The sequence below is a fragment of the Francisella sp. SYW-2 genome (assembly GCF_008711475.1).
Taxonomy (GTDB): domain Bacteria; phylum Pseudomonadota; class Gammaproteobacteria; order Francisellales; family Francisellaceae; genus Francisella; species Francisella salimarina.
In genome coordinates, this window is sequence record NZ_VXKO01000002.1 from 45394 (window position 1) to 57885 (window position 12492).

Below are 12492 nucleotides of genomic sequence, written 5' to 3' on the forward strand. Positions count from 1 at the left end.
CTTAAAAATGTTATTATTATGTTCCATGATTTTTTATATTTTCATGTGTTCAAATGAATCCAAATACTAAAATTATTTTTGTAACAGGTGGCGTTGTATCGTCGTTGGGTAAAGGTGTAACGGCAGCTTCTTTAGCTACTCTTTTAGAAAGTCGTGGTTTAAATGTAACTATGATGAAGCTCGACCCATATATAAATGTTGATCCAGGGACAATGAGCCCATTACAGCATGGTGAAGTTTTTGTAACTGAAGATGGGGCAGAGACTGATCTTGACTTGGGTCACTATGAGCGTTTTATTCGTAATAAAATGACTCAAGCAAGCAACTTTACAACTGGTAAGGTTTACCAAAGTGTTTTAAGAAGGGAGCGTAAGGGCGACTATCTCGGTGCTACTATACAAGTAATACCTCACATCACAGATGAAATAAAAAGACGAGTATTTGAAGGGATTGCTGAGGATGTCGATGTGGCAATTGTTGAAATTGGTGGAACTGTAGGTGATATAGAGTCTCAGCCATTTTTAGAAGCAATACGACAGCTAAGAATTGAGCTTGGTAGAAATAGGACATTATTTGTACATCTGACTCTGCTCCCATATATAAAAGTAGCTGGAGAGTTGAAGACAAAGCCAACGCAGCATTCAGTTAAAGAGTTACGAGGAATTGGAATTCAGGCTGATATGTTGGTTTGTCGCTGTGAGAAAAAGTTTGATGAAAGTGAGAAGCGTAAAATTGCTCTTTTCACGAATGTTGATCAAGATTGTATATTCACAGCTGAAGATGTTGATACTATTTATGAAGTGCCACTTAAATATAATCATCAAGGTTTTGATGCTAAGTTGGTTGAACTATTAAACCTTAACACAAAAGAAGCAGATCTATCTGAGTGGCAAAATGTTGTAAGTACCATTAGAAATGTCAAAGGTGAAGTAACTGTCGCAATGGTAGGTAAGTATGTGTCTCTTACGGAAGCATATAAGTCTCTTAACGAAGCCCTTTATAATGCAGGTTATAAAAGAGGTGTTAAAGTGAAAATAAAATTTGTTGACTCTGAAGAGGTTAATGATACTAATGTAGAGTCATTCTTTAACGATGCTGATGCTATTTTAGTACCTGGTGGCTTCGGTAGCAGAGGTGTTGAGGGTAAAATAGTCTCTATTAGGTATGCTCGAGAAAATCAAATTCCTTTTTTGGGTATTTGTTTGGGGATGCAGTTAGCAGTTGTGGAGTATGCTAGAAATGTATTGGGTATACAAGATGCACACTCAAGTGAATTAGATCCATCAACCTCTAATCCAGTTATAGGTTTAATAACAGAGTGGCAAGCAGAGGATGGTACTATACACCAAAGAACTCATGAGTCAGATCTAGGTGGTACAATGCGTCTAGGTGGGTATAAATGTGTGTTAAAAGCAGGTTCCCGTGCTAGAGAAATTTATCAGGCAGATGAGGTAATTGAAAGACACCGTCATAGATATGAAGTAAATAATAATTATGTTGATCGTTTAGAAAGTGCGGGTCTGATTTTCTCAGGAAGATCTGAAGATGATAAGTTAATGGAGCTAATAGAAATTTCTGAACACAAATGGTTTATAGCTTGCCAAGCTCATCCAGAATTTACATCTACTCCTAGATATGGGCATAAATTATTTGAATCATACATTCAAGCAGCTATCGAAAAATCTAATAAATAATCCCTAGTTTTGAAATTTTGTCAATAAAAGTGATATAATCTGAATTAACTAAGAATTGGAGAATTAATTAAATGAGTAATCAAAGAACTTTATCTATTATTAAACCTGATGCTGTAGAAAAGAATATAATCGGAGAAATTTACAGACGTTTTGAGAAGTCTGGTTTGAAAGTTGTTGCAGCTAAAATGAAACATTTGTCAAAAACAGAGGCCGAAGGCTTCTATGCAGTGCATAAAGACAGACCGTTTTTTAGCGCTCTTGTGGAGTTTATGATTTCAGGTCCTGTGATGATACAGGTATTAGAAGGTGAAAATGCGATAACTAAGAATCGTGAGTTGATGGGTGCTACAAACCCTAAAGAAGCAGAAGCTGGAACAATTAGAGCTGATTTTGCTGATAGCATTGATGCTAATGCTGTGCACGGTTCAGATGCTCCAGAAACAGCAGCACAAGAAATTAAGTATTTCTTTAGTGATATAGAGATTGTTGGCTAAGCCGGTCTATATCGAATAATACCTAGGAGGAGATTGATAATGAGTTGGTTAACTAGAGTAATTGGTAGAAGTCTTGGTTTAGAAGCGCAGAAAAAAGATATGCCTACAGGAGTTTGGAGTCAGTGTCCAAGCTGTGGAGTAACGTTGTACTCTGAAGAGTTACACAATAATAAGTCAGTGTGTCCAAACTGTAATTATCATTACAGAATATCTGCTAGACACAGACTAAACTTATTCTTCGATAGAGAGAGTACAAAAGAGCATTTTGCTAATATATCTCCTGTGGATATGCTTAAGTTCAAAGATACTAAGTCTTATAAAGATAGACTTTCTCAAGCACAGAAAAAAACTGAAGAACAAGATGCATTGGTAGTGATGGAAGGAACTGTAAAAGGATTCCCAGTAGTTGCTGCAGCATTTAACTTTATGTTCTTGGGTGGTTCTATGGGTTCTGTTGTAGGTGAAAAATTTACTAGAGGTGTTAAGCTTGCTATCGAGAAAAAAGTTCCTTTTGTGTGCTTTACAGCAAGTGGCGGAGCTAGAATGCAAGAGTCTCTATTTTCATTAATGCAGATGGCAAAGACAAGTGCTGCTTTACAAAAATTGGCAGAAGCTAAGCTACCGTATTTAGTTGTATTGACAGATCCTACTACAGGTGGTGTATCTGCGTCTTTAGCTATGCTTGGTGATGTACATCTTGCTGAACCAAAAGCTCTGATAGGTTTTGCTGGACCTAGAGTGATTGAACAGACAGTAAGAGAAAAATTACCTGAAGGATTCCAAAGAAGTGAGTTTTTGGTGGAGAAAGGCATGGTAGATATGATCGTTGATCGTAGAAACTTAAGAGAAGAAGTTGCAAAGTTAATAGATAAGCTTATGCCTAATTTGACTAAAATTAATCATTCTCAATCTCTAGAATATAAATCTGAACAGCAAGTATAGTCCTAAATTAAAAATGAGCATTGAAGTCAAAATAGCTAAAATAATGGCTAAGCCAGATGCTCGTAACTGTGATCTTTTAGATCTGTTACTTATTCTTGATAGATTTAACTTTACCAAAAAGTTTAAAGTAATAACAATTGCGGGGACAAATGGTAAAGGTACTACAGTAGCTATGTTAGAAGAGCTATTGGTGTCGAATAACAAGCAGGTGTTAAGTCATACATCTCCGCATGTCTTTAAATTTAATGAAAGAATATCTTTGAATAAGCAATCGATTCCAGATAATGTTTTATTAGAACTATTAGAAAGATTAGATGAGATAACTCCTGAATATCGACTATCTTATTATCAAATAGCTTTTTTGTGTGCTTGTATGTATTCTCAGAAGGTTACTATTGATTATCTGATTTTAGAAGTCGGTATAGGCGGTCGTTTAGATGCAGCAAATATAATAGATGCTGACATTACAGCTATTACTAATATTGATTTTGATCACTGTGAAGTTCTTGGTGATACGTTAGATGAAATTGGACATGAAAAGGCTGGTATAGCTAGGGCAGGAGTACCTTTGTTCTTAGGAACAAAAATGCCTGATAGTGTTTATAAATATGCAGAAGCTTGTGGTGCAATAATTTATGAAGAAAATCATGAGTATAGTTCTAGCGAGTGCTTTATACATAGTTATAATATTGCCGTAAGTATAGCTAATTATCTTTTTAATAAGTTGTTGATATCTTATATTCCAAATTTAGAAGAGATAAGAGCTAAAGCAAGATTTTCAATATTAAAAAATAATAGTTTCAATAATAGTTATGTTGTTGTTGATGTTGCACATAATCCAGCTTCTGTGAGGCACCTATTTGAGCTTTTAGATGCAAAATTTGGCAATAATAATGTCAGGTATGAGGCGGTATTTGGGATTTTAGCAAGTAAGGATCTGCATGAGATATTAAATATAGCAAGAGACCGTATACATAAATGGGATATTGTGGATCTTAAATATTTAGATGGTCGAGCGGCTGATTTAGACAAAATAAAGCAAGAGTTTGAATCACAAAAAATTGTGCGAGTTGATTTTAACACAGACCTAGGTAGTATATATTTGTCAAAAAAAGATACGGTAACAGTTGTTTTTGGATCATTTGTATTAGCTGGAGAGTTTATAAAGCAGTATGAAAAGCATAATAGTGAAAAGTGAAAAGCAGATGTTTGAGTTTGCTCAAGAGTATGCTAAAAAACTTCAAGCAGGTCAGATTATATATTTACATGGGGACTTGGGTGCTGGCAAAACTACTTTTGTAAAAGGAGTGCTTAAGTCTTTGGACTATAAAGGTAATGTTAAAAGTCCAACTTATACGTTGGTTGAGAGTTATGAGTTTGATAATTTTAATATTTATCATTTTGATTTGTATAGATTAGCAGACCCCGAAGAGCTTGAATGGATAGGTGTTAGAGACTATTTTAATAATGATTCAATCTGTTTTGTTGAGTGGCCAGAAAAAGGTAAAGGATTCTTGCCAAAAAATAGTATTGATATATATATAAAATATTTACCTAATGGTAGGCAAATAGATTTTTGTTAAAAATCTCTATAAATATGGTATGAAAGTATATTATACTGTTAAAAATATTTTGTATTTATATTATTTGTCTGTGGGAGAGAAGGATGAAAGTTAGGTTTATAATCACCTTTTTATCAGTTATGTTCTTTGGTTCATCATACGCAACTTTAAAAGAGTGTTATAAAGATGGTGTCGATCAAGAGTATGAAAGAGTCTTAGAATCATGTAAGCCATATCTTAAAACTGATGCTAGAGCTACAGGGCTTTTGGCAGAAGCAAATGTTCAACTTGATATGAGTGATAAAAATGCGTTGGATTATGCTCTTTGGGCTGCTGATTTCTATGAGAAAAATGGTACTCCAACTGATCCTGAGGGTGTTAGAACTTATTCGTATTTGGTATATCTGATTGGTGAGTTGTATTTCTTTGGAGCAGATGGTGTTGAGGTTGATCAACCTAAAGGAATTGAATATATAACCAAGGCTGCGAATTTGGGTTATGATATCGCACAAAATCAGTTAGGTAACTTATATGTAAGAAATGATAAAGTACCTGGTATGAATGTTGCTAAGGCTTATAAGTGGTATAAACTTGCTATAGCTAATGGTAGTTTAGAAGCTAGAGGAGCTTATTTAATTAATAATCAGCAAAAATTTATTCAAGAGTATCCATACTGTATGTCTCTGGGCAGAGCTTTTATTGCAGATGCTTATTTAAATGGAGCAGGTGGACTTCCTCAGAGTCCTGAGTATGCTATCAAATGGTACCAAAAAGCATATGATTTAGACCATTCAGCTGAGATTGAAGCTGGATTGGCTGAAGTATACTACAAAGAGTATAAGAATATTAATCATGGTAAGCATGCATTTAAGCATGCAGGAATGGCTCAAGCACTTATCGCGAAAAATGATAAGCAACGAGCATATAAGTACGCACGTGAAGCTATAATACAACCGTATGCTCCAGCATTTGTTATTATGGCAGAATTGACTGATAATAAAGTCGCTAAGTATGCTTATTTGTCAGAAGCTATCAAATTATATAATAATCCGTTGTTTGGTTTCTGGCGTCAGTTTAATCCTTACTGTATGCCAGATCTTTCTGATAAGCGAGGGCTGAAGAAAGCTGAGCAGGAGTTAGCTAAAATAAAGCTCACAGCAGAAGAGAAAGAATTAGCCGTTAAAGAGCAGGAGAGTTTAGAAGTATATTGGAATCCAAATGTTCAACCTAAACAGGGAGAGCAAAAGCAGGAATCTTCTGAAGTTCAGCAGCAAGTTAGCGAAAAAACACAAGTAGAATCAAGTCAATCTTAATGAATAGGTTTATGATTTGAGGAAATGAAAAAGTTCTTCTCAAATAGTTTAATTGTATCCGTATTCTTATTTTTATCGAAATTATTGGGTTTTGTTAGAGACTTATTATTAGCTAGTTTTTTTGGTAGTGGATCAGCTTTACAAGCGTTTTTGGTAGCTTTTAGGTTTCCTGAATTCATGCGCAAGGTTACGTCATCTGGTGTTTTGACACAAATAATTAATCCATATTTAAATGGTAGTACTAATGATAGAAACAGAAAGTTTATTATAACTGTACTTTATTTCATAGCTTTATTGTTATTGGTTTTGACTATTGTAGCAATAGTCTTTAGTAATGTTTGGGTGGAAATATATGCATATGGCTTGGTTGATGATAGAAGTGTTTTGAGTTTAGTCAAAAGCATGTTTGTGATCATGATCCCGTACTTGTTGTTCAATGGGATTATGGGAGTGATATCGGCTATCTTAAATAGTTATAGTAAATATCTAATATCGTCAATCCTACCAATTGTACTAAATATTTTAATGATAGTGGGTATAATTATCTCACCAATGTTTAATATTCCTATCTTTAGTGTTGCTTATGCGGTTCTCTTAGCAGGGATTATCCAAGTTATCATTGGAGGGTATAGTCTTAAAAGACTAATGGGTAAGGTTAAGCTTAATCAAGATGTGTTTTTGGTTAAAGATCTCAGGTCAAGAACATTCTTAAAAAAACTTCCTTCAGCATTTTTCGGAACAGCAATATTACAAATAAATGGATTGATAGAAACATTTTTTGCATCTTTTTTGCTATCTGGAAGCTTGGCGTGGCTATATTATGCAGATAGAGTTAATCAATTCTTATATGGGGTTTTTGGGACAGCTATAGCAACGGTTATGATTCCGTACCTAATTAACTATAAGAGAAACCAGCAGAAATTTTTCCAGACATTAAGCTTTATTATGAAGTTTACTTTAATAATAACAGTTCCTGCCGTTATAGGTCTATTTATATTGGCTAAGCCTATCGTTATTTCACTATTTTTCTATGGTAAGTTTAATTTGCAGGATATCGATTTTACTTATCTGGCTTTGCTTGGTTATTTAGTATCATTGTTTTGTTTTGTAATCGTCAGAGTAGTTGTTTCAGCACTTTACATACAGAATAAAACCTCAATAGTTTTTTATATTAGTTTAATATGTCTAATAATTACTATAGTTGCTGATATGCTAGTTGTGAATTTGTTTGCAAAAGATGATCATGCATTTTTGTATTTAGCGTTGGTAAGTTCCTCTGTTGCATTAATCAATTTGGTTATTCAGATGTGGGTACTTTGTGATTTTAATATTAGATTATTTGTTGACAGTTATTTAGATTTGATGACAATTTTTAGGATAACAATTGCTAGTATATGTATGGTTTTAGTATTAAAATCATTTAATCTAAGTGATAGTTATTGGATTACTTTATCAATGTTTGATAGACTCAAAAGTATAGCTCTAATAGTGTCTAGTGGTGTAATTGCTTATTCTGTAGTTATGATAGTACTGGGAGGTTTTAGATCTTTGAAAGATTTAAAACAGTAATAGTTTTATCGAGCTATCAGGACAAATTTATTTAGGATAAAAATGTACGATTTCAAAAAAATAAATAATCTTAGGGGAATAGAAAGAGAAACTTTGAGAATCACTTGTGATGGAGTGCTTGCTGATTCGTGTCACCCGTATGCTCTTGGGCATAAACTGACTAATAGTAGTATAACTGTTGATTTTTCGGAGAATCTTCTTGAGTTGATTACTAGACCTCATGAGAGTATAGAAAGTACTTTTTGTGAGCTATATGATCTTTCAGCTTTCACATTAGCGAATATGGCAGATAATGAGATTATACTTAATACTAGTATGCCTCTTTCAGCTGATGAAAGTGAAATAGAAGAGGCTGATTTTGGTAGTTCGAACTCTGGACAGATGAAGAGAGTTTATCGCAAGGGACTGTCTGTTCGATATGGTAAGATTATGCAAATAATCTCAGGCATACACTATAATTTCTCTTTTGATAGAAAGCTAATAGAAGATATCGCTAGTGATAAGCAAAGTTCAGTTTCTGATGTTTATTTTGATGTTCTTAATAAATATTTTGAATTTATGTGGTTATTACCATATCTATTTGGAGCTAGTCCAATATGTGCTAAGACTTCTGTTAAAAATAAGCCTAACTACTTGTCAGATTTAGATGATGAGTTTTTTGTTGGCAAATATGCTACAAGCTTGAGAATGAGTGATCTTGGATATACGAGTCCAGCACAAAAGGATCTGGCTATATCTTATAGTGACGTTAAATCTTATGTTAAAGATTTGATACATGCGACTGATAATATTTTTGATGATTATAGAAATTTGGGTTTATATGATGCTGAAGGTCAAAGAGTGCAACTAAACGAGAGTATTTTACAGATAGAAAATGAGTACTACAGTGCGATTAGACCTAAGCAGATAGCTAAAAGGTGTGAAAGACCTGCATGTGCATTATATAACCGAGGTGTAGAGTATATTGAGGTTAGAGTTCTTGATGTTGACCCGTTTACTCCAGTTGGAATAAGTAAAAATACAGCCCTTTTCGTTGAAGCAATGTTGATGACTTGTTTGGAGGAAGGCGCAGTAAGATATAGTAAAGAACAAATCAAGCAGGCTAAGCAAAATTTGACTGCTGTGGCAATACAGGGTCGTAATCCACAGCTTAAGCTAAAAAAACTAGGTGATGCTAGAGAAGTCTTATTAAAGGATTATGCATTAGAGTTGTTTGATAAGATTGAAGCAACGGCAGAAAAGATGTCATCTGAGTATCTTGAAGCAGTATATCTAGAAAAGCAAAAGATTTTGGATATTAATAGAACACCATCATCTAAAATAGTTAAGATTGCAGAGGAGCAAGGATATAAAAAATTTGCATTAAAGGTATCTCAAAAAGCATCTGAAGAGTTTAGAGGCTATGCGCTATCAGCAGATGTTGAGTCTGAACTACAAAGTCAAGTTTCTCAGTCTGAAGTTGCAGAAAAAGAGTTGGTTGCAAATGATAGCATATCTCTAGACGAATATATTAATAGGTATTACGAATCTTCAAAAGGGTGCTGTTAAACTTTGTTTTAATTTGTTATTTCTGTATAAATTGATAGGCATAAAAAAACCAGCTCAAGGCTGGTTTTGATATTATGGTACAAGTGAAGTAAAAAACTATACTTTCTTGATACCACCGAATCTCTTCTTGAACTTATCAACACGTCCAGCTGTATCAACAATTCTTTGCTTACCAGTGTAGAACGGATGACATTGTGAACAGATATCGATGTTCATAGCATCTTTACCAGAAGTTGATTTAGTAACAAAAGTATTTCCACAACTACAAGTTACTTTTACTTCAGTATATTTAGGATGAATTTCTTGTCTCATTTTTATAGTTTCCTTATATTTATAATCTGACATCGCCACTTAGACTATCTCATCTAAGCACCATATCCCTTATTAGAATAGCTCAGAGATTGTAGCTTAAAATATCCACAGTATCAAGCTTAATTCGAAGAAATATACTTCTCTCTACGTACACTCTTAGGTCCAAAACCTGCATTTGTAAGCATCTCATATGATTGATCAATCATATTGGGGTTGCCACAAACGTAAACAATATCAGTCTCAGGGTTTAGCCCTATACTTTCAAATTGATTTTGAACATATCCAGAGATCTCATAATCTTTAAGATCTTGAGTTTCTCTACTGAGGCATAACTTAAAGTGAATGTTATCATGCTTTTTTGCAAACTCTATAAAATCATCTTGATAAAGAGCATCCTTGCGATATTGGACTCCTAGTAGTATATGTATTTCAGTGTTGTCAGCCCTTTCTAACAGCTCTGGGAACATTGCTTTGTATGGTACAATACCAGTACCAGTACCAACCAGAACTAATTTATTAATTTCTTCTTCTTTTAGAACAAGTCTACCCGCTGGTCCCATAGCAGGAGCAGTATCACCAATTTTCATATTAAAGAAAGTATCAGTTGCTACACCGCCTTTTACATAAGTGATACCTATTTCTAGAAGCATATTATCAGAAGGTAGTGAGCCTAAGCTGTAGCTTCTGCGTTTTAGGTTACCTTCCTGATCTGTTAATAGGAATGTAATAAATTGCCCAGCGATAAAGTTAAGAGGTTTACCATCAGTTCTTTTGAATACGAAATGTCTAACATTGTCTGTAATATCTTTAAATGAAACTAGTTCAAGTTCAAATTTTTCCAAAGCCATTTTATTAAAAATTGTCATGTGTATTTATAACAGCAATAATTATATACTCAAAATACCTAGAAATATAGATATCTATCAAATCATATTGTTAGATAATTAGTAAAATACATTAGAACAAATTTATGCATTTAGAGTGCTTTTGTGTATATAATAATTTTATATAGGTAGTAAGCTTAAACTTAGAAAATGTATAAGATACTAGTGTTTTTGTTGCTTCTTCCTTGCTTAGGATTGGCAGAAATGACTCAAGCAGATATAGAAAAGATATATACAAAACCAATCATTCTAGATAGTAGGCACTATACTTTTAATGTTGAGTTACCTGTAGATTCGATAGATGGATATAGATGGTTTCTTATTCCACCAGATTATGATTATATAGATGATAGTGGCTATACCCATGAGAGTGTTAATGTTGAAAAATCAAAATGGGGCGGTATGGATAATTTTAAACTTAAACTTACTAAGAAATTTAGAAAAGTGCCTCATAAAATTGTATTACATTTTGAGTGTTTTCGACCGTTTGAGGAACACCCTAAGATTTTAATAAAAGATGTGACAGTATTATCACTTTTAGACTAGGAGTATATATGAAGAAAATATTGATAATGATATCTACAATGTTGATTGCTTTGAGTGCAACTGCCGCAGATTGTGCTGATAAAAGCTTTACTATAATAAGAGCTAAAGCTAGGCAAATGGAGCAAGCTTGGGATTCTGCAGATCTTGAAAAAGTGGTTTCCTTTTATAGTGATGATTTTATGTATATGAGCGGAGGTAAACCTTATACAAGTAAAGATGCTGTGTTAAAGCATTACGTTGATGGATTTGCTGTAAATAAAACTGGTAAAAGAGATATGGGTAAGTTAAAACTTAACTATGAGTATTGTAGAAGCCTTGATGAAAATAATCAGCTAGTCATATTAAAGTTTATTTGGACAAGTTCTGATGGCAAAGTTGCTTCAGGGCATGATTTACTTGTTTGGCAAAAAGATGGTAAAGATAACTATACTATAATAGTAGATTTTCCACAGTCATAGTTTACATAAGGTATAAGAGGAGATGTTATGTTTTTTTTGATATTTTTGGTAATAGTTTCTATATTCTTATTGGCTTTCTCAATAAGTATAGTTGAGACTCAGTCAGTAAATGTAATAGAGAGATTTGGTAAGTTTGTTAGAATCCAGCGTGCTGGACTTAATTTTAGAATACCTTTTATTGAAAGAATAGCTGGTAGAGTCAGTTTGAGAGTACAACAGCTTGATATAGTTGCAGAGACCAAAACAAGAGATAATGTATTTGTACACATGAAAGTTTCTGTACAGTTTCTAGTTGAAGAGTCGAAGGCTGTGGATGCTTTTTATAAGCTAACAAATGCCAGAGCGCAAATGGAGTCGTATGTTTTTGATGTGATTAGATCATCACTACCGCGTATGAGTTTGGATGAGTCTTTTGAAAATAAAGATGCAATAGCACTAGATATTAAAAAAGAGTTATCAGAAGAAATGAGTACTTATGGATATACGATAATTAAGTCATTAGTTGTTGATATTAATCCTGAGGAAAATGTTAAGCGTTCGATGAACGAGATTAATGCTGCGCAAAGACAGCTTGAGGCTACAAAAGCAAAAGCAGAAGCAGAGAAGCTTATCAAAATCAAAGAAGCAGAAGGGCAAAAAGAGTCAATGAAGCTACTTGGTGAAGGTATAGCAGAGCAGCGTAAGGCAATAGCAAGAGGTTTGCGTGTATCGATAGAAGATGTCAAAGAGGGTACTGGAGGAAATATTTCTTCTGAATATATCTCATCTTTAGTAATGATGTATCAATATTTAGATACGTTAGAGAATATGACAAAATCAGGTAAATCAAATGTAATCTTTACTCCAAATTCTCCAAAAGGCTTCAATAATCTAACATCAGAAATGATAAGTGCGTTATCTGCTGTTAAAGATATCTAAACTTTTTGTAACTATATTTCTTGAGAAATTGTGCTATGATAGCACAAGCCTTTTTAGGTAGTTAAATCCCTTATTTATATTTATGATTTTTAGGTTTAGAAATAACATGAAAAGAATTTTATGTAGATTATTTATTTGTTTCTTATTACTTATGGAATCAAATTATTCATGGGCACTTATAGGTAAACTAAGTTTACAGAATGATAATCTGAAGCTTGTAACAAAAGATAGATAGTATAGTGTACTAGGTAG

The 12492-nt window shown here is 33.5% G+C and carries 14 protein-coding genes; 12 read left to right on the forward strand and 2 right to left on the reverse strand.

Going from position 1 to position 12492, the window contains the following annotated elements:
* Window positions 1-53: 53 nt before the first annotated feature.
* The 8 genes from F3D57_RS01275 to gshA all read left to right on the forward strand — a co-directional run bounded on the left by F3D57_RS01275 (window position 54) and on the right by gshA (window position 9122).
* Window positions 54-1694, forward strand: coding sequence for a CTP synthase (locus tag F3D57_RS01275; protein ID WP_150464912.1), 1641 nt, complete (start codon window positions 54-56; stop codon window positions 1692-1694).
* Between the two features lie 71 nt (window positions 1695-1765).
* Complete coding sequence (ndk, locus tag F3D57_RS01280) at window positions 1766-2188, forward strand: nucleoside-diphosphate kinase (RefSeq protein WP_150464913.1); 423 nt, start codon at window positions 1766-1768, stop codon at window positions 2186-2188.
* Between the two features lie 39 nt (window positions 2189-2227).
* On the forward strand, window positions 2228-3130 hold the full coding sequence (gene accD / locus F3D57_RS01285) for an acetyl-CoA carboxylase, carboxyltransferase subunit beta (RefSeq protein WP_146421746.1): 903 nt from the start codon (window positions 2228-2230) through the stop codon (window positions 3128-3130).
* Between the two features lie 13 nt (window positions 3131-3143).
* The gene (locus tag F3D57_RS01290) at window positions 3144-4328 is read left to right on the forward strand and encodes a bifunctional folylpolyglutamate synthase/dihydrofolate synthase (RefSeq protein WP_150464914.1); all 1185 of its coding nucleotides are present in this window, start codon (window positions 3144-3146) and stop codon (window positions 4326-4328) included.
* Complete coding sequence (gene tsaE, locus F3D57_RS01295; protein ID WP_150464915.1) at window positions 4303-4713, forward strand: tRNA (adenosine(37)-N6)-threonylcarbamoyltransferase complex ATPase subunit type 1 TsaE; 411 nt, start codon at window positions 4303-4305, stop codon at window positions 4711-4713. The genes F3D57_RS01290 and tsaE overlap by 26 nt, the downstream gene beginning before the upstream one ends.
* Window positions 4714-4796: 83 nt before the next feature.
* Window positions 4797-6005: a tetratricopeptide repeat protein gene (locus F3D57_RS01300; protein WP_150464916.1), complete on the forward strand. Its 1209-nt coding sequence runs from the start codon at window positions 4797-4799 to the stop codon at window positions 6003-6005.
* Between the two features lie 24 nt (window positions 6006-6029).
* A complete protein-coding gene (gene murJ, locus F3D57_RS01305; protein ID WP_150464917.1) occupies window positions 6030-7574 on the forward strand; it encodes a murein biosynthesis integral membrane protein MurJ in 1545 nt (514 codons plus the stop codon).
* 42 nt (window positions 7575-7616) lie between these two features.
* The gene (gene gshA, locus F3D57_RS01310; RefSeq protein ID WP_150464918.1) at window positions 7617-9122 is read left to right on the forward strand and encodes a glutamate--cysteine ligase; all 1506 of its coding nucleotides are present in this window, start codon (window positions 7617-7619) and stop codon (window positions 9120-9122) included.
* A 96-nt stretch (window positions 9123-9218) separates the two neighbouring features.
* On the opposite strand, the gene rpmE is transcribed toward gshA, so the two are convergent.
* Together rpmE and F3D57_RS01320 are read right to left on the reverse strand one after the other, a co-directional pair.
* On the reverse strand, window positions 9219-9434 hold the full coding sequence (gene rpmE, locus F3D57_RS01315) for a 50S ribosomal protein L31 (RefSeq protein WP_013922062.1): 216 nt from the start codon (window positions 9432-9434) through the stop codon (window positions 9219-9221).
* A gap of 119 nt (window positions 9435-9553) precedes the next feature.
* Entirely contained in the window at window positions 9554-10282 is a 729-nt protein-coding gene (locus F3D57_RS01320) for a ferredoxin--NADP reductase (protein ID WP_150464919.1), read from the reverse strand.
* A 186-nt stretch (window positions 10283-10468) separates the two neighbouring features.
* Between F3D57_RS01320 and F3D57_RS01325 the strand changes: the two genes are divergently transcribed.
* The 4 genes from F3D57_RS01325 to F3D57_RS10405 all read left to right on the forward strand — a co-directional run bounded on the left by F3D57_RS01325 (window position 10469) and on the right by F3D57_RS10405 (window position 12475).
* The gene (locus F3D57_RS01325; protein ID WP_149369162.1) at window positions 10469-10864 is read left to right on the forward strand and encodes a hypothetical protein; all 396 of its coding nucleotides are present in this window, start codon (window positions 10469-10471) and stop codon (window positions 10862-10864) included.
* Window positions 10865-10872: 8 nt separating this feature from the next.
* Complete coding sequence (locus tag F3D57_RS01330; protein ID WP_150464920.1) at window positions 10873-11322, forward strand: nuclear transport factor 2 family protein; 450 nt, start codon at window positions 10873-10875, stop codon at window positions 11320-11322.
* 27 nt (window positions 11323-11349) lie between these two features.
* Entirely contained in the window at window positions 11350-12240 is an 891-nt protein-coding gene (locus F3D57_RS01335) for an SPFH domain-containing protein (RefSeq protein WP_146421753.1), read from the forward strand.
* Window positions 12241-12346: 106 nt separating this feature from the next.
* Entirely contained in the window at window positions 12347-12475 is a 129-nt protein-coding gene (locus tag F3D57_RS10405; RefSeq protein WP_263478288.1) for a hypothetical protein, read from the forward strand.
* The last annotated feature ends 17 nt before the right edge of the window (window positions 12476-12492 follow it).